This is a genomic window from Amycolatopsis lurida (assembly GCF_900105055.1).
In the GTDB taxonomy this organism is placed as follows: domain Bacteria; phylum Actinomycetota; class Actinomycetes; order Mycobacteriales; family Pseudonocardiaceae; genus Amycolatopsis; species Amycolatopsis lurida.
This window is the reverse complement of record NZ_FNTA01000003.1, coordinates 215,521-231,387: the sequence shown is the minus strand read 5'-3', so window position 1 is coordinate 231,387 and position 15,867 is coordinate 215,521. Positions and strand designations below refer to the sequence as shown.

Below are 15,867 nucleotides of genomic sequence, written 5' to 3'. Positions count from 1 at the left end.
TATTTTCACGCGGTCAGCAGAGGACCTTCGTATCGCAGCGCGCCGCCCTCGCCGTACACCCGGACGGTCAGCTCCGGCGGCTCCCATGGGGCGAACACTTCGTCGATCGTCTGGGGCACCGGACCCAGGTCCACGTCCACGGCGAAGGTGTGCGCCACGATCGCGGCCCGGACGACGTCACCGTCCGCGTCGGTCACCTCCAGGCGCGTCACCCCGTCGTCGATCGCTCCGAGCACGCCCGGTCGTCTGCTCCATACCGCGAACCCGCGCTCGCCGGTGTCGCTCCCGTATCCGGTGCTCATGATGTTGAACAGCGGGCGCTCTCCCTCCCGGAAGACGCACTCCGCCTCCACACCCGAATCGTGGTAGGCCAGCATCCGCCCGTCCGCGGTGCTCGTCCCGATCCGGGCCCCGGTGTGCCACCCCGCGTGTGACACCGCCTCTGCCGATCCCGCGCTCTCCGCGGATCGGTAGAGCTCACAGAGGGCCATCAACTCCGCTATCCATCGCGTGGTCTCTTCATCACTTGCTGGGGCCACTACGCGTGTGCCCTCCTTCCTGACTGTCCACAATGGTCAACCTCGAGGCTGACACACCCGGCTGTCGATCACATCGGGGTTCTCCCGGAGATCGGCCCGGCCCGATGCAAGGTTCGGTGCAACCGACTCTGGTTAGGCCGAGCAGAGCAATCTCGCGGGTATCCCGTCATGGGTGTTCCGGTCGTCCGTCGGAGTGTCGTGACACTCCGACGCGAAGAGGTACGGCCGATGACCGCGCAGCGCACGATCACGGACGAGATCGGCGAAATCGCTGTCTGGCTGATGGGCGAGTTCGGGGGCCGGGTGCCCTCGGCCGTGATCAGCCGGGTGCTCAACGCGAGCAAGCGCGACCTCGAAGGCCGTATCGACCCCGAAGAGCTGGGTGAAATGTTCTACACCCTATGCCGGTTCCGCCTTCAGCGGATCGTCGCCGCGGACGACCGGATCACCGTCAGGATCCCCGACGCCCGTCTTTCGTGATGGTCTTGAGTTCCACGTACTGGGCGAGGCCCGCGGCACCGTATTCACGGCCGATTCCGCTGGCCTTGTAGCCGCCGAAGGGGCCGTCGAAGCCGATCGGCGCACCGTTGACGGTGACGGTCCCGGTGCGCATTCGCCGGGCGACGGCAAGCGCGCGTTCCTCGTCCGCGGACCAGACGCCGCCGGAGAGCCCGTACTCCGAATCGTTGGCGATGCGGATCGCGTCGTCTTCGTCGGCGTACGGAATGACGACCAACACCGGCCCGAAGATCTCCTCCTTGGCGATGCGCATCGTGCTGTCGACGTCGGCGAACAACGTCGGCGTGACGTAGTTGCCCTTGTCCAGGCCAGCCGGGACTTCGCGTCCTCCGGTGACCAGCCGCGCCGTGGACCTGCTCGTCGAGACCTTCCTCGACGGAGTCGGTGCTGGCTAAGAACTGCGTCACCCCGCGACCCCTATGGAGGGGCGACGTCACACAGAGTGTGCGAAGGTGGCGTCATGGCCGCTTCGCGCAGACGATTCCCCGTGTCTTGGACCACCGTCATGCCGGTCCTCGCCATAGTCGTGCTGGCGCTGAGCTGGGGCCGCGACCTGGGCCCGGTGCCCGTGGCGATCGTCGCGCTCGCGCTCGGCGGGACGGTGCTGGCCGCGGTGCACCACGCCGAGGTGGTCGCTCACCGTGTCGGGGAACCCTTCGGCTCGCTCGTGCTGGCGATCGCGGTCACGGTCATCGAGGTCGCGCTGATCGTGACGATGATGTCCTCCGGCGGCCCCGAGGCCGGAACCCTCGCCCGCGACACCGTGTTCGCCGCGGTGATGATCACGATGAACGGCATCGCCGGCATCTCGCTCATGGTCGGCGCCCGCCGCTACGGCGAGACGCACTTCAATCCCGAAGGCAGTGGCGGCGCGCTCGCCACCGTGGCGACACTCGCCTCCGTCACCCTCGTGCTGCCCACGTTCACCACGAGCACCCCCGGCCCGGCCTTCAACGGCACGCAGCTCACCTTCGCCGCGGTCGCGTCGCTGCTGCTCTATGGACTCTTCGTGCTCACGCAGACCGTGCGCCACCGCGACTTCTTCCTGCCGGTCGACAGTGATGGCGCCGTGAAAGAAGAGGAGCACGCCGAACCGCCGACCAACAAGGCGGCCCTGACCAGCCTGGGGCTCCTGCTGGTCGCGCTCGTCGCCGTCGTCGGACTGGCCAAGGTCGAATCGCCCGCGATCGAAGCGGGGGTCCGCGCCGCGGGCTTCCCGCAGTCGTTCGTCGGCGTCGTGATCGCCATGCTGGTGCTGCTGCCGGAGACACTGGCCGCGACCCGGGCCGCACGGCGCGACCGGATGCAGACCAGCCTGAACCTCGCCTACGGTTCGGCGATCGCGAGCATCGGGCTCACCATCCCGACCATCGCGCTGGCGTCGATCTGGCTGGACGGACCGTTGATGCTGGGCCTCGGCGCCACGCATATCGTGCTGCTGGCGCTGACGATCGCGGTCAGCGTGCTCACCGTCGTCCCCGGCCGGGCGACCCGGCTGCAGGGCGGGGTGCACCTGGTCCTGCTGGCCGCGTTCCTGGTGCTGGCCATCAACCCGTGACACGAGTCCTCTTCGGACGGTGTTCTGTCGGTGGTCCCGGGTAATCTCTGCCCCGTGAACGCTCGGGACCGCATCCAAGAACTCGCCGATCAGATCGTCGTCCTTCGCGACGCCTACTACCGAGGCTCGCCGAAGGTCGCCGACGCCGACTACGACGCGATCGAAGACGAATTGCGCGGGCTCATCGAGGCGAACCCCGAGCTCGCTCCCGATCCGAACCCGCTCGACCAGGTCGGCGCGCCCGCCATCCTGCACGCGCCCATCCGGCACTCGCGCCCGATGTTGTCGCTGGAGAAGGCGACCAAGCCCGAGCAGGTCGCGGCGTTCTTCACCCGGTTCCCCGGGCAGCCGGTGGTCGTCATGCCGAAGCTCGACGGCCTGTCGCTGGCGCTGGTCTACGAAAACGGACGGCTCGCCAGGGCGGTCACCCGCGGCGACGGGACCACGGGCGACGACGTGACCATGCTCGTCCGCGCACTGACCGACGGTGTCCCGGACAAGGTCGACGCCCCCGGCCGGGTCGAGGTCCGCGGTGAAGCGGTCATGCTGCGCTCCACTTTCGCCGCCTACAACAAGGTTCACCCGGACAAACCGCTGATCAACCCGCGCAACGCCGCCGCGGGCACGCTGCGTGCCAAGGATCCGGCAACGGTCGCCGAACGACGTCTCCAGTTCTTCGCCTTCGATCTCTCCACCGAGCCCGAAAGCGCGGAAACCGATCTCGACGGCGCGCTGCGGACGCTCGGGTTCGCCGCAGCCGACATGCGTCACTGCGAGGACGCCGAGGCGGCACAGGCGGTCATCACGACGATCGAGCAGCAGCGCAACGAACTCGACTACGACCTCGACGGTGCCGTGCTGCGTCTGGCGGATCGCGACGCGTACGCCGCCGCCGGGACCAGGTCCAGCTCACCGCGCGGCGCGCTGGCGTTCAAGTTCGCCGCCGAGGAGAAGACCACCGTGCTCGCCGATGTCGTCTGGGACGTCGGCAAGACCGGCAAGATCGCGCCCGTCGCGTGGCTGGAACCGGTATTCGTCGGCGGGACCACCGTCACCAGGGCGACGCTGGCCAACCAAGAGGTCATCAAGGCCCGGGGCATCAAGATCGGCGACACCGTGCTGGTGCGCCGCGCGGGCGACGTGATCCCCTTCGTGGCGGGCGTCCTCGACGCCGCCAAACGCACCGGCGAGGAGCGGGAGATCGTGCCGCCCTCGGTATGCCCGTCGTGCCAAGAACCGCTGACCGAACAGGGCAACAGCCGGGAACTGTTCTGCACCAACGTCGCCTGCCCCGCCCAGACCGTCCGGCGGCTGATCCACTGGGCGTCTCGCGCGGCCGCGGACATCGACGCGATCGGCGGCGTCTGGATCGAGCGGCTCGCCGAGGCCGGGATTCTCGAACACCCGTCGGACTTCTACCGCCTCACCAAGGAGAAGCTGCTGGAGTTCGACCGCATCGGCGAAATCTCCGCCACCCGCATGATCGAGTCGATCGAAGCGAGCCGGGCCGTCGGCCTGCGCCGGGCGCTGATCGGGCTCGCGATCCCGATGGCCTCCGAGGGCACCGCCGCGCGGCTGTGCCGGGCAGGGTTCGGTTCGCTGGAAGCCGTCGCAGACGCCGGCGAGGAAGGTCTCGTCGCCGTGGAGGACATCGGCCCGAAGGTCGCCGCGTCCCTGATCGAGCATCTCACCCGGCTGCGTCCCGAGCTCGAGAGGCTGCGGGAAGCCGGAGTCTCACTGGACGTACGCGAGGAAGACCTCCCACCGGTCGTCGCGGCCGGTGCGCCACTGGAAGGCAAGACGGTGGTGGTCACCGGCTCGATCAGCGACCCCCGCTCCGGTGAGAAGGTGCCGCGCCCGACCTTCCAGCGGCTGTGCGAGAGGGCGGGCGCGACCATCGCGTCCTCGGTTTCGGCGAACACGGACATGCTGATCACCGGCGCCGACGTCGGGGCGAGCAAACTCACCAAGGCCGAGAAACTCGAAGTCGAGGTCGTGGACCAAGGCGTGATCTGGCAGCAGCTGATCGGAGCCGGTGTCGTTTAGCCTCCTTCCGCATTCAGAGGACTAAACGCTGGGCTTCGTCCGGTACCGGGGACTCGTCGAGTGCCATTCGAAACCGCCGCCCATCCACCCACGCAGTCCGCGCAGGAACCGTTGCAGCTCGATGGAAGGGACCGTGCTCAGCTTTTCGTACGCGGATTGGAAGTCCCGGACGACGTCGTTGTGCAATTCGACGGTGATCGCCGTGGCCTCTTCGATCGAGCATTTCCGGTCGTCGGCGATCAGCAGGACCGCGTTGCAGGGCGGCGACTCGTCCTCCAGGTCCTTGGTGACCGAGTGCACGTCGTTGACGAGTACGGACGCCGTCCCCGCTTGGATCGCCGCCTCCCGGACCCGCGGGTCGTAGTACAGATTCGAAGTCAGTTCGTAGCCACCGAGGACGTCGATCAACGTCATCGAGGTGTAGAAGCTGTCGTGCTGCCGCGCCGCGAGGTACTCCCATGCCGGCGGGTATTTCCCGCTGTGGCGCCACGCGGCGTAGGCGGTCCAGCTCACGAACATCGCGAAGGTCGAGTAGCAGACTCGCTGGACCTGCGCGGCGGTCCCGGATCGCCGCAGGAAGTCCGTCGCCGAGCCCAGCGCCACGAGAACCCGGTCGTTCCGCAGTGTTTCGTCGAGGTCGCGGCTGAATTCGCCCAGCGACGGCACCGGGTCCATCGCGGCCATCGCCAGCGCGAGCTTCGGCGGCAGCTCGGCAGGCACGGCGCCGAGGGAGGTGTCGTCGGCGTAGAGGTCGTCGGCCGCCCACCACGCGGCGTTGAGCCGCGCGGAGATCAGCAGCCTGTCGGGATCCTCGCAGTCCGGGTGGGCGAGCATGACGAGCCTGCCGAATCCCGCCTTCCCGATCTGCTCGCACTCCTCCTCGCCGAAGCCGCACTCCCCCGCCCACCGGACGAGCCGCCGGTCGACCTCTTGGGCGAGTGGATCGTTGATCCGTTCGGTGACGGGGCAGTACACCGGCGGCGCCGATCCGTCGCCCCACGGCCGGTAGGCATACGCCGGGTCCAGACCGTGTTCCTCAGGCGGCGGAGCCTCCTGAGGAACAGCGGTCAGCCGGGCCGCCAGCCGGGCGGCCGACGTGCCCAGCCCGCTCGGACCGGCCAGCAGTGTGGCGAGCGCACCCTGTTCGGTCATCGCTTCGCTCCGATGGTCTCGCGGGGATCAGACGCGGTCGGCGGCGATCAGCAGGTAGTGGAAGCTGCCTTCGCGATAGGCGTCCAAGAACGGTCCTTCGATCCCGGTCGCCACCGACGACTTCGCCCGCAGCTCCCAGTACGGGATCGTGTCCGGCGTCAGATCCACCACCGAGATCGGCACCAGTCCGTTCGCCGTCATGGCCTTGAAGTACTCACTGCGCGGATGGATGTTGCAGGTGTAGTGCTGGTCGATCTGCGCGACGGCCTTGGACCGGCCACCGGTCACGTCGTTGTAGCACCCCGTGATGGTGACGTACCGCCCGCCGAACTCCAGCTGCCTTGCGTGCTCGGCGAAGAGTTCGTGGAGGTCGACGTACATCGTGCTTTCGTTGTTCCAGATCGCCTTGCGCGAGCCGGTTTCGAAGCCGGTGTCGAGCATGTTGCGGAAGTGGTAGCGCACCCGGTCGGCGACGCCCCTGATCTCCGCCTGGTGATTGGCGAACTCGACCTGCTTCTCGGAGATGGAGATCCCGTCGACGTGACAGCCGAATCGCGCGTTGGCCATGATGCTGGATCCGCCGCGTCCGCAGCCGGCGTCGAGGAGCCGGTCGTCCGGTTTGACGTCGCCGAGGTGATCGAGCAGGACGTCCGCCTGAGCGGTCTCCAGCCGGTGCATCTCGGCGATGATCCGCTCGTCGCGAGTGTTCTCGGGGCCTTCCAGCACCGACCAGTCGACCTCGCCGATCCCGTAGTGGTGGTGGTAGAGCCCGTCCACATCGCCCAGCCGCAGGTTGACCGGATCCTTCTCCTTGTTCCAGTACGACGCCACCGATTTCTGGTACTCGGTGCGCAACACCTTGGCAGGAACGGGAGTACGGGCGATGGTCACGTGTGTTGTCCTTTCTGGAGCGTTGTTGTTCGTTGTCGTCACCGCGCGACCTCGACGTTCTCCAGAACGCCGAGCGCGTCCGGAACGAGCACGGCGGCCGAGTAGTAGGTGCTGACCAGGTAGCTGGCGATCGCCTGTTCGTTGATGCCGTCGAAACGCACGTTCAGACCCGGCTCGTACTCGTCGGGCAGGCCGGTCTGGTGCAGCCCGATCACGCCGTTGTCCTCGATACCGGTCCGCATCGCGAGGATCGCGGACGTGCCGCTGTCGGTGATCGGGATCTTGTCGCAGGGCAGCAGCGGCACGCCGCGCCACGCGGCGACCACCTTCCCGTCGACCATGGTGCCCTCCGGATACAGGCCGCGGCGCGTGCATTCCCTGCCGAACGCGGCGATCGCCTTCGGATGGGCGAGGAAGAACTTCGTCTTGCGGCGACGGCTGACGAGTTCGTCCATGTCGTCGGGGGTCGGCGGACCCGACCGGGTCTGGAACCGCGACTTGAGGTCGGCGTTGTGCAGGAGTCCGAACTCGCGGTTGTTGATCAGGTCGTACTCCTGCCGCTCCCGCAGCGCCGCCACGGTCAGCCGGAGTTGCTCGTCGAACTGGTCCATCGGCCCGTTGTAGAGATCGGTCACCCGCGTGTGCACCCGCAGCGACGTCTGCGCGACGGCGAGGTCGTATTCGCGCGGCGAGATCTCGTAGTCGACGAACGTGCCGGGAAGCAAGGGCTCGCCGTCGTGCCCCGACGCCATCCCGATCTCGGCCTCGCCCTTGGCGTTCTGCGGCTTTCCCTTATGCGCCAGCATGTCCTGGACATGGCGGCGCATCGCCTCGGACCGGCCGTTGAGGTCGGCGAAGTCTTCGGCACGCAGGGTCAGCACGATCACCGGGGTGACGGCCTTGGCGGTGAACGGCCAGTTCCGGTCGATGCCGGCGAGCATTTCGTCACCGAAGTGGTCACCGTCGGCCATGCTGCCGACCGAGGCTTCGGCGCCGTACTCACCCGGCACCACCTTGGCGATCTTGCCGTGCGCGACCAGCACGACCTCGTCGAGCGGAGTCCCGTGGCCGACGATGGTCTCGCCGGGCTGGTACTCGTGCTGCACGAATCGGTCGGCGAGCGCGGTGAGTGTGTCCTCGTCGTCGAAACCCCGCAGCAGGGCCAATTCCGCGAGTTCCTGCGGGACGACCCGGACCTCGGTGCCGACGTTGGTGAAGCTCACCCGCCCGTCACCGATCGCGTAGGTGAGCCGCCGGTTGACCCGGAAGGTACCGCCGGACGCCTCGACCCAGGGCAACATCTTCAGCAGCCAGCGCGGCGTGATGCTCTGCATCTGCGGCCGGGTCTTGGTGGTCGTCGCCAGGTTGCGTGCGGCGGCGGGGCCGAGGCTGAGCCGCCGGTCGGCCTCCGGCGTCGTGGCGGTCATCCTTCGCGGCCGAGTTCGGCGGCTTCGAGGACGGCCAGCGCGTCCGGGACGAGTACGGCCGCGGAGTAGTAGGTGCTGACGAGGTAGGAGATGATCGCCTGCTCCGAGATCCCCATGAACCGGACGTTCAGGCCGGGCTCGTATTCGTCCGGCAGGCCGATCTGACGCAGGCCGACGACGCCCTGGTTCTTCTCGCCGGTGCGCATCAGCAGGACGGAACTCGTACTGGTCTGGCTCACCGGGATCTTGTTGCAGGGCAGGATCGGCACCCCGCGCCAGGACGGCACCTTGTGGCCGCCGAGATCGGTTCCGGTCGGGTAGATCCCGCGTTTGCTGCATTCGCGGCTGAACGCGGCGATCGTGCGCGGATGCGCGAGGAAGAAGCCGGGTTCCTTCCACACCAGTGCGAGCAGATCGTCGAAATCGTCCGGAGTGGGCGGACCGGTCCGGGTCGCGATGCGCTGGGTGAAGTCGGCGTTGTGGAGCAGGCCGAAGTCCGTGTTGTTGATCATTTCGTGTTCTTGCCGCTCACGCAGCGCCTCGATGGTCAGCCGCAACTGCTGCTCGGTCTGGTCCATCGGCTGGTTGTAGAGATCGGACACCCGGCTGTGGACCCGGAGCACCGTCTGGGCCACGCTCAGTTCGTATTCGCGCGGCGAGGTCTCGTAGTCGACGAACGTGCCCGGGAGCAGTGGCTCGCCATCGTGCCCGGACGAGATGTCGATCTCGGCCTCGCCGAAGTCGTTGGCGCGTCCGGAATCCTGTGACGCCTGCTCGATCTGCGCCTGCAGCGATTCGGACTCCTCCAGTACGCGCTCGAAGTCCAGTCGGGACAGGGTGAGCACGGTGCAGGCGGTGGCCGCCTTCGCGGTGAACTCCCAGATGCCGTCACCGTCCACGAGGGCTTGCGCGCCGAAGTAGTCGCCGTCCTTGACCACGCCCAGCGCGGTCTCGTCTCCGTAGGGACCAGGGCCGGTTTTGGTGATCTTGCCGTGTGCGATGAGGTAGACCCGGTCGGCCCGGTGGCCGAATTCGACGAGTACGTCGCCTGCCGCCACTTCCTGCTGCTCGAATCGGCGGGCGAGTTCGGTGAGTACTTCTTCGTCGTCATATCCCTTGAGTGGCTTCAGTTCTCCCAGTTCCGCCGGGATCACGCTGACCTCGGCGCCGGCCTTCGAGAAGGTCACCCGTCCGTCGCCGACCGAGTAATTGAGCCTCCGGTTGACCCGGTAGGCACCACCGTTCACCTGAACCCATTCGAGCGATTTCAGCAGCCACCGGGACGAAATTCCCTGCATCTGGGGAACGGATTTGGTGGTCGTCGCCAGATTGCGCGCGGCGGCCCTGCCCAAGCTCAGCTGCGGATTTTCCGGCCCCTGGACACCTTCGGCGGAAGTGTCCGATTCGGTCACGGTCACAGCAAGGTCCACCCTTCGATAGTCGTGTGAACAAACAAGATCCACAATTCGCGGCGCGCCGGTCATGCCCCGAAGTGCGGCCCGCACGATCAACATAGCAAGGGGTTTTTCCCGCACAAGCGCACTTTCAGGTAATACGACAAGGCCACCCGAATGCCGAATTCCCCCTTGCCTGCAAAGCCTTTGAACAGGGTCACTCGACGTTCTACGGTGGCCACGCAATCGGGCCGGCAATTGTACTGAGGTGTCACACGAAGCCCCGCCGGAACTCCCCCGGGTATCCGCGATGCGGCCGTTGGAGTGGCCACACCGGACTCTTTCGGGTCGCTCCGGCGTCGGTGTTCGGCGATGGCTTGACAGACCGCGACGAAACAGAGGGTCGCGTCCGGACACTCCGTCGGGTCAATGATTCAGCCCTTGCTGACATGTCAGCGTTCACTGTACTGTCCTGCCTGTGCTGACATGTGAGACCCAGGGCGCCGCGCTCGCCCGGCTCGGCCGCGCCCTCGCCGACCCGAACCGGTGCCGGATCCTGGTCGCCCTGCTCGATGGCGTGAGCTATCCCGGGCTGCTGGCCGGGCAACTCGGGCTGAGCCGCTCGAACGTGTCGAACCATCTCGCCTGCCTGCGGGGTTGCGGACTCGTCGTGGCCACCTACGAAGGCCGACAGGTCCGTTACTCGCTGGCGGACGCGCATCTCGCCCGCGCCCTGCGGGAACTCGTCCAGGTCGTACTGGCCGTCGACACCGCCGAACCCTGCGTGGACGAGGTGCTCCGTTGAGTGCGGAGAGTGGTTCCTGCGCGGACGGCTGCTGCGCCGCGAAGCCCGCAGTGACCCCGGATCGCCGTGCCGTGCTCTCCCGGCGGGTCCGGCTCTTGGTCGCCGCGACGATCACGTACAACGTCGTCGAGGCGATCGTCGCCATCTCGGCGGGCACCATCGCCTCGTCGACGGCCCTGATCGGCTTCGGCCTGGACTCGGTGATCGAGGTCGCCTCGGCCGCGGCGGTGGCCTGGCAGTTCTCCGGGAAGGACCCCGAAGCCCGCGAACGCGCCGCACTCAAGGTCATCGCGGTGTCCTTCTTCGCACTGGCCGCGTACGTCGCCGTCGAATCGGTCCGCACCCTGTTCGGCGCCGACCCCGCCGAGCACTCCCCTGTCGGCATCGTGCTGGCGGCGGTTTCGTTGCTCGTGATGCCGTTCCTGTCCTATGCCCAGCGCCGCACCGGGCGCGAACTCGGCTCCGCGAGCGCCGTCGCCGACTCGAAGCAGACCTTGCTCTGCACCTATCTTTCCGGTGTGCTGCTCGTCGGGCTGCTGCTCAACAGCCTGTTCGGCTGGTACGGGGCCGATCCGCTGGTCGCGCTCGTCATCGCCGCCGTCGCGATCAAGGAAGGCCGCGAGGCCTGGCGCGGTGAGCACTGCTGCTGAAAGGAGCGTCATGACCCGGCCCGCCCGCTGGAACCGATACTGGGACACCAAATCCCGTAACTACGACCGGGAGATGCAGTTCCTGGACCGGAAGCTCTTCGGCGATTCCCGTGCGTGGGCTTGCGGCCAGGCCACCGGCGAAGTCCTCGAAGTCGCCGTCGGCACCGGCCTGAACCTGCCGCTCTATCCCGCCGGCGTCACGCTCACCGGTATCGATCTCAGTGACGGCATGCTCGCCATCGCCCGCGGCCGCGCCGAACGCCTCGGCCACCCGGTGACGTTGCGGCGGGCCGATGCCCATGGCCTGCCCTTCGACGCCGACTCGTTCGACACGGTGGTCTGCACTCTCGGACTCTGCGCCATCCCCGACGACGGCAAGGCGTTGCGGGAGATGGCCAGGGTGCTCCGGCCAGGAGGCAGGCTCATCCTGCTCGACCACATCGCGAGCTCGTCGCGCGCCGTCCGCGGTCTGCAGTGGATCGCCGAAAAGATCACCGTGCCGATGGCGGGTGAGCACTTCCTCCGCCGCCCGCTCGACAAGATCGACGGTCTCGGCTTGGCCGTGGAGCATCAGGAGCGGTTCAAGCTCGGGCTGGTGGAACGGCTCGTCGCCCGCAAGTGAAGCCTGTCATCGGAATTTCATCGGCGAGGCCGATCCTGATGACGTGACCTACCCTCAGCAACAGTCGCCGATCTGGCAGCAGTATCCCGTCGCGCCGCCGAAGAAGGCCCCGAAGACCGGGCTGATCGTCGGGATCGCCGCGGCGGCGGTCGTCGTCACCGGCGGGGCGATCGCGGTGACCGTGGCGATCACCACGAGCGGCGGCTCGTCCGGTGCCAATGTCCCCCAGGTCGACCCCGACCCGTTCTCCGCGCAGGCCGGGGATTGCATCTCGGCCGACGAAGACGCCGGTAGCAACGGCGCGTTCAGCGCCAGCGCCGTCCGGGTCCACTGTTCGGACAGCTCCGCCAACTACTCGGTGATCGCCCAGCTCGCGTCCGCGTCCGGCTCGGACTGCGACTCCGTGCCCGGCTACGAGTACGGCAATCCCGTCGTCTACGACTTCAAGTCCGGGGAGTCACGGGAACTTTGCGTCATGCCGAGAGGCTGATGGCTGCCTCCGGGCGAGCCTCTGGGATTGCCCGGCGTGCAGATCGCTCACCCATTCCCATCCGGGTTTCGCCGACGGGCCGATTCGCGGGTCGTTCGGAGTCCGGCCGTCGCGGAGGGCGTGCACATACGCCCTGTCCAGGTCTATCCGAGCCCGCATTTCCCCGGCGCCGCCGACGGCCCCGTGGCCGGGTACGACGACATCGACGTCGCCCGCGAGGTCTCCGATCACCCGGAGCCCGGCCAGGTAGTCCTCGACCGGGTCCCCATTGTCGTCGAACATCGGGACCAGGACGTCGGAAAGCATGTCGCCGGCGACGAGTACTCCGCGTTCCTCGATCAGCAGCGCCGCATGACCGGGAGCGTGGGCCGGATGCTCGATGATCCGGATGCGCGGGCCGTCCCAAGGAATCCGGGTGGTTCCGGCGGGCAGACCGGTGATGAGGCCGAACAGCTCCAGCGGCACCTCCCCGGCGATTTCCGGCGGCAGCCCCTCGGCGACGCCGGTCTTCCAGTCCACGTTCGACCGCAGATCTCGCAGGTACTCCGCGCAACGGGCGGTGCCGTACCGAGGCGCGTCACCCAGTTCGGTGTGCCAGAGCACGTGATCCCAGTCGGGATGCGTCGCGAAACCCGCCACCACCGGTCGGCCCGACTCGGAGAGATCCTGTGCGAGGCAGGCCATTTCGCTGCCCGTGATGCCGGGGTCGACGAGCAACACTCCGTCCCCGCCCTCCACGACGACCGTGTTGTTCTCCAGCAACGCGCTCTGATGGACCAGCACACCCTCCGCGACCTGTGTCAGCACGGCGAGCCCTCCGCTGGTGATGGGCCGGGACCACCGGCTTCCCAGGCCGCTTCGATCATCCGGAAGATCTCGTTCACCGCGGCCTCGGGATCGGCCGCCTCCCGGCCGATCGAGTAGGCGTCGATCACGAACCTCGCGATCGTCCGGCAGGCGGCCGCGGACCGCGAGAACCCCGGATCCGCCGCGATGGCCGCCGCCAGGGACTCCGCGTGACGCAGCCGCATCGAGTACTCGTACTCCCGCAACGGGGGCGACTCGTCGATCATGCGCCAGATCGGGGCGGCGCCGTCGACCGTGCAGTGACGCACCATCGCGTGGACCTCCCGGCGCAGCGCGGGAATGAGTGGCTCGTGCGGCGCCCGTTCGGTGACCGCCCTGGCAAGGCCTCGCTCGAACTCCGCGTCCTGCCCGAACACCAAGGCCTCTTTCGAGGCGAAGTGGGAGAAGAGCGTCGTGACGGCTACGTCGGCCTCCGCGGCCACCTCGCGGATACCCACCGCGTCGTACCCGCGGTCCAGGAAAAGCCGCAGCGCGGTGTCGGCGATCTTCTGACGGGTCGCGGCCTTCTTCCGCTCACGACGTCCGGTCGGCACGGTCATGCGGTGACGCTATCAGATCCAAAACAACAACGGTTCCAAAACACTAACCGTTAGTGCTACGGTCGGTCGTATGAAGAAAGTGATCTTCACCGAGTTCGGTGGTCCGGAAGTCCTGCAGCTCGTCGACGCCGAAGATCCGCACGCCGGCCCGGGCCAGGTACGCATCGCGGTGCGGGCCGCCGGGGTGAACCCCGTCGACTGGAGAATCCGTGAAGGCCAGGTTCTCGGCGCGCATCCGACCGTGTTGCCGTCCGGCGTGGGCCTGGACGCCGCCGGAGTGGTGGACGAGATCGGCGAAGGTGTCGCCGGAGTAGACATCGGGGACTTCGTGTTCGGCGAGGGCGCGAGCACCTATGCCGAGTTCGCCGTGCTGACGGCGTGGGCCGTGATGCCCGAAGGGTTGAGCTTCGAGGAGGCGGCCGGATACCCCTCCGTGGTCGAGACCGCGCTACGGCTGATCCGCGAAGTGGGGGTGCGCCCTGGCGAGAATCTTCTGGTCAGCGGCGCGTCCGGCGGGGTCGGGTCCGCGGTGCTGCAGATCGCGCGGGAACGCGGCATCGCGGTGATCGGCACGGCGGGCGCCGCGAACCAGGAGTACCTGCGCGGCCTGGGCGCGCTCGCCACGACCTACGGCGAGGGCTGGGTGGGACGGGTGCGGCGACTCGGCCGCGTCGACGCCGCTCTGGATCTGGCCGGGTCCGGGGTGATCGCCGAACTGGTCGAGCTCACCGGGGATCCGGCGAAGGTCGTCTCCATCGCCGATCTCGGCGCGCCGGAGCTCGGTGTCCGCTTTTCCGGCGTGGCCGGGAGCGTGCCGGACGCGCTGGCCGAGGCCGTCGACCTCATCTCACAGGGGAAGCTGCACATCCCGGTCGAGAAGGCCTACTCGCTCGCCGACGCCGCGGCGGCGCATGCCGACAGCCACGCCGGGCACACCCGCGGCCGCCGGGTCATCGTCGTCTGAGCCGGTTCAGGATCCGGCCGCGGGAAGGACCACGACGCCGTCGTCATCGGCGTAGAGCGTGTCGCCGGGAGTGAAGGTCACTCCCCCGAAACCGACAGGGACGTCGACAGCGCCGGCGCCCGCCTTGGAACTCTTGCGCGGGTTGGTGCCGAGCGCCTTCACTCCGAGCGGGAGCCCGGCGAGCTCGGCGCTGTCCCGTACCGCGCCGTGGACGACGATGCCGGACCAGCCGTGGTCGACGGCGGACTTCGCGATCATGTCGCCGGTGAGCGCACTGTGCAGCGAGCCGCCACCGTCGACCACCAGGACGGCGCCGTCGCCGGGAGTGGCCAGGAGTTTCTTGACCAGGCCGTTGTCCTCGTGACAGGAGACGGTCCGGATCGGGCCCGAGAACTTCCGGTGCCCGCCGAACTGGCGGAACTGGGTGTCGCAGACGCGCAGCCGGTCGCCGTGCTCGTCCACGAGGTCGGCGGTGGTGAAGGAATCGATCACGCGCACGAGCTTCTCATGTCACCTCGGGCGGGAACACCGAGTCCAGCACGTGAGTGAGGATGGCGGCGGGATCGGCGGCGGGTGCGACCGCCTGCCGCAGGGCGAGCCCGATGCCCAGAGCGCCCAGCATCACCACGGCATCCCGGAGCGGCAAGGCGGGTTCGAGGCGGAGCCGCCGCGCATGTTCGGCGAGCAGGGAGACGACCTCGTCGTCATGACGCCGCTGGACGGCGGCGACGAGCGCGGCGGTTTCCGGTTGCTGCGCCGTCGCGGCGAGCACTTCCGCGGCCGCCGCGCTCCATTGGGCGGCATCCTTGTCCACCACGTCGACAGGGGCCAGGGCCGCGATCACGTCGTCCCGGCCGGTGGCGAGGGCGAGAGTCCTCCTCAACCGCTCCAAGTGTCCTTCCGCGGTGGCTTCGATGATCGCCAGCCACAGTCCTTCCTTGCCGCCGAAGTGCTTGTAGACGGCGCCGCGGGTGTACCCGGCGTCGGCCGCGATCTCCTCGACAGTCGCCGCCAGGAAGCCGCGCCGCAGGAAGACCTGACGCCCCGCCTCCAGCAGGTGCTCGTGGGTGCGCCGCTGTTGTTCGGCCCGTGTCAGCCTGGTCATCGCCCGTCCGATTCAGTAACAGAACGTTTCTGGATACACGACGTTACTGTATCGTCCGTCGCATGGAGTTCTTGGCACCGGTGGCCGCGTTTCTCAGCCTTCCCCTCTTCCTGGCCGGGTTCGCGTGGTACGCCGCGCGTGCCCGCCGGGCGGGCGTCAGCCAGTCGCTGCTGGCGCCGATCGAGGAGATCTGGGACCCGATCTCGCACAAGACCAACATCGAGATCCAGATCGAGGCCGAACGGAGTCCGGAGACGCCCTCGCCCGGAGACCCGCCCGAGCTGAAGTGGCGGTTGTAG

Annotated in this window: 18 protein-coding genes and 1 pseudogene; 9 read left to right on the top strand and 10 right to left on the bottom strand. The window is 68.1% G+C overall.

Translation table 11 applies throughout. From position 1 onward, the window contains the following. Positions 1 to 5: 5 nt before the first annotated feature. Complete coding sequence (locus BLW75_RS03435; RefSeq protein ID WP_241783902.1) at positions 6 to 437, bottom strand: hypothetical protein; 432 nt, start codon at positions 435 to 437, stop codon at positions 6 to 8. A 330-nt stretch (positions 438 to 767) separates the two neighbouring features. On the opposite strand from BLW75_RS03435, the gene BLW75_RS03430 reads away from it, so the two are divergent. Continuing rightward, positions 768 to 1,019 (top strand): hypothetical protein, encoded by a 252-nt coding sequence (locus BLW75_RS03430; RefSeq protein ID WP_034318432.1) that lies wholly within the window; start codon positions 768 to 770, stop codon positions 1,017 to 1,019. Here BLW75_RS03430 and BLW75_RS03425 read toward each other — a convergent pair. Continuing rightward, positions 991 to 1,404 (bottom strand): annotated as a pseudogene (locus BLW75_RS03425) (aldehyde dehydrogenase family protein); the annotation flags it as partial. The gene BLW75_RS03430 and the pseudogene BLW75_RS03425 sit on opposite strands and share 29 nt — an antisense overlap. 114 nt (positions 1,405 to 1,518) lie before the next feature. Between BLW75_RS03425 and BLW75_RS03420 the strand changes: the two are divergent. Continuing rightward, entirely contained in the window at positions 1,519 to 2,616 is a 1,098-nt protein-coding gene (locus BLW75_RS03420; RefSeq protein WP_034318438.1) for a calcium:cation antiporter, read from the top strand. Positions 2,617 to 2,670: 54 nt separating this feature from the next. Then, complete coding sequence (gene ligA, locus BLW75_RS03415; protein WP_034318442.1) at positions 2,671 to 4,662, top strand: NAD-dependent DNA ligase LigA; 1,992 nt, start codon at positions 2,671 to 2,673, stop codon at positions 4,660 to 4,662. A 21-nt stretch (positions 4,663 to 4,683) separates the two neighbouring features. Here ligA and BLW75_RS03410 read toward each other — a convergent pair whose 3' ends face one another. The 4 genes from BLW75_RS03410 to BLW75_RS03395 are packed head-to-tail and all read right to left on the bottom strand — an operon-like array spanning position 4,684 to position 9,550. After that, entirely contained in the window at positions 4,684 to 5,814 is a 1,131-nt protein-coding gene (locus BLW75_RS03410) for a family 2 encapsulin nanocompartment cargo protein terpene cyclase (RefSeq protein ID WP_034318445.1), read from the bottom strand. Between the two features lie 27 nt (positions 5,815 to 5,841). After that, positions 5,842 to 6,705, bottom strand: coding sequence for a geranyl diphosphate 2-C-methyltransferase (locus BLW75_RS03405; protein ID WP_034318448.1), 864 nt, complete (start codon positions 6,703 to 6,705; stop codon positions 5,842 to 5,844). Between the two features lie 38 nt (positions 6,706 to 6,743). Continuing rightward, positions 6,744 to 8,132 carry a family 2B encapsulin nanocompartment shell protein gene (locus BLW75_RS03400; protein ID WP_034318451.1) on the bottom strand — a complete coding sequence of 463 codons (1,389 nt, stop codon included), beginning with the start codon at positions 8,130 to 8,132 and terminating at the stop codon, positions 6,744 to 6,746. Then, the gene (locus BLW75_RS03395) at positions 8,129 to 9,550 is read right to left on the bottom strand and encodes a family 2B encapsulin nanocompartment shell protein (RefSeq protein WP_034318454.1); all 1,422 of its coding nucleotides are present in this window, start codon (positions 9,548 to 9,550) and stop codon (positions 8,129 to 8,131) included. The genes BLW75_RS03400 and BLW75_RS03395 overlap by 4 nt, the downstream gene beginning before the upstream one ends. A 454-nt stretch (positions 9,551 to 10,004) precedes the next feature. Between BLW75_RS03395 and cmtR the strand changes: the two genes are divergently transcribed. Genes cmtR through BLW75_RS03375 form a run of 4 tightly spaced genes read left to right on the top strand, consistent with a single transcriptional unit; the run spans position 10,005 to position 12,093 of the window. Next, positions 10,005 to 10,331: a Cd(II)/Pb(II)-sensing metalloregulatory transcriptional regulator CmtR gene (gene cmtR, locus BLW75_RS03390; RefSeq protein WP_034318458.1), complete on the top strand. Its 327-nt coding sequence runs from the start codon at positions 10,005 to 10,007 to the stop codon at positions 10,329 to 10,331. Further along, entirely contained in the window at positions 10,328 to 10,981 is a 654-nt protein-coding gene (locus BLW75_RS03385; protein ID WP_034318461.1) for a cation efflux transmembrane domain-containing protein, read from the top strand. Before cmtR ends, BLW75_RS03385 begins: the two co-directional genes overlap by 4 nt. A 10-nt stretch (positions 10,982 to 10,991) precedes the next feature. Continuing rightward, positions 10,992 to 11,603 (top strand): class I SAM-dependent methyltransferase, encoded by a 612-nt coding sequence (locus tag BLW75_RS03380; protein WP_034318464.1) that lies wholly within the window; start codon positions 10,992 to 10,994, stop codon positions 11,601 to 11,603. Between the two features lie 43 nt (positions 11,604 to 11,646). Beyond that, the gene (locus BLW75_RS03375; RefSeq protein WP_034318467.1) at positions 11,647 to 12,093 is read left to right on the top strand and encodes an LppU/SCO3897 family protein; all 447 of its coding nucleotides are present in this window, start codon (positions 11,647 to 11,649) and stop codon (positions 12,091 to 12,093) included. Here BLW75_RS03375 and BLW75_RS03370 read toward each other — a convergent pair. Both BLW75_RS03370 and BLW75_RS03365 read right to left on the bottom strand, forming a co-directional pair. Beyond that, positions 12,061 to 12,900 (bottom strand): MBL fold metallo-hydrolase, encoded by an 840-nt coding sequence (locus BLW75_RS03370; RefSeq protein WP_034318470.1) that lies wholly within the window; start codon positions 12,898 to 12,900, stop codon positions 12,061 to 12,063. The genes BLW75_RS03375 and BLW75_RS03370 overlap by 33 nt on opposite strands. Next, entirely contained in the window at positions 12,894 to 13,499 is a 606-nt protein-coding gene (locus tag BLW75_RS03365; RefSeq protein ID WP_034318472.1) for a TetR/AcrR family transcriptional regulator, read from the bottom strand. Before BLW75_RS03365 ends, BLW75_RS03370 begins: the two co-directional genes overlap by 7 nt. A 70-nt stretch (positions 13,500 to 13,569) precedes the next feature. On the opposite strand from BLW75_RS03365, the gene BLW75_RS03360 reads away from it, so the two are divergent. Continuing rightward, positions 13,570 to 14,463 (top strand): NADP-dependent oxidoreductase, encoded by an 894-nt coding sequence (locus tag BLW75_RS03360; RefSeq protein WP_034318474.1) that lies wholly within the window; start codon positions 13,570 to 13,572, stop codon positions 14,461 to 14,463. 6 nt (positions 14,464 to 14,469) lie between these two features. On the opposite strand, the gene rraA is transcribed toward BLW75_RS03360, so the two are convergent. Together rraA and BLW75_RS03350 are read right to left on the bottom strand one after the other, a co-directional pair. Then, positions 14,470 to 14,955, bottom strand: a complete 486-nt coding sequence (gene rraA / locus BLW75_RS03355) for a ribonuclease E activity regulator RraA (RefSeq protein ID WP_034318691.1) — start codon at positions 14,953 to 14,955, stop codon at positions 14,470 to 14,472. A gap of 13 nt (positions 14,956 to 14,968) precedes the next feature. After that, entirely contained in the window at positions 14,969 to 15,568 is a 600-nt protein-coding gene (locus BLW75_RS03350) for a TetR/AcrR family transcriptional regulator (RefSeq protein WP_034318477.1), read from the bottom strand. 62 nt (positions 15,569 to 15,630) lie between these two features. On the opposite strand from BLW75_RS03350, the gene BLW75_RS03345 reads away from it, so the two are divergent. Then, entirely contained in the window at positions 15,631 to 15,867 is a 237-nt protein-coding gene (locus BLW75_RS03345; RefSeq protein WP_034318480.1) for a hypothetical protein, read from the top strand.